This window comes from Desulfosporosinus metallidurans, from assembly GCF_001936615.1.
Lineage (GTDB): Bacteria > Bacillota > Desulfitobacteriia > Desulfitobacteriales > Desulfitobacteriaceae > Desulfosporosinus > Desulfosporosinus metallidurans.
Genome location: NZ_MLBF01000235.1, coordinates 1 through 270 on the forward strand (window position 1 = coordinate 1; position 270 = coordinate 270).

Consider the following 270-nt stretch of genomic DNA (forward strand, 5'->3'; position numbering starts at 1 on the left):
ACCATGAGTCGGCATGATACATCAGGTCGCCGCCAGCAATCATGGCCAATACAGATGTATTTTTAATCAAATTGACCGCTTGATTGGTGAGCGGAGGCAAAACCAAGCGCGAAGCTTGTGGCAAAATCACATGACGCATTGCTCCCCAAAAACTAAATCCCTGTGATAATGCTGCTTCCATTTGCCCCCTGTGGATCGAACTAATTCCAGCCCTGACCACTTCAGCAATATAAGCACCATGATATACCCCAACACCCAAGACACCCACCA

The 270-nt window shown here is 47.8% G+C and carries 1 protein-coding gene; it reads right to left on the minus strand.

Features of this window, described 5'->3' with window-relative positions:
- A partial coding sequence (locus DSOL_RS26510) for an ABC transporter permease subunit (RefSeq protein WP_139314659.1) occupies window positions 1-270 on the minus strand: 270 nt, incomplete at both ends.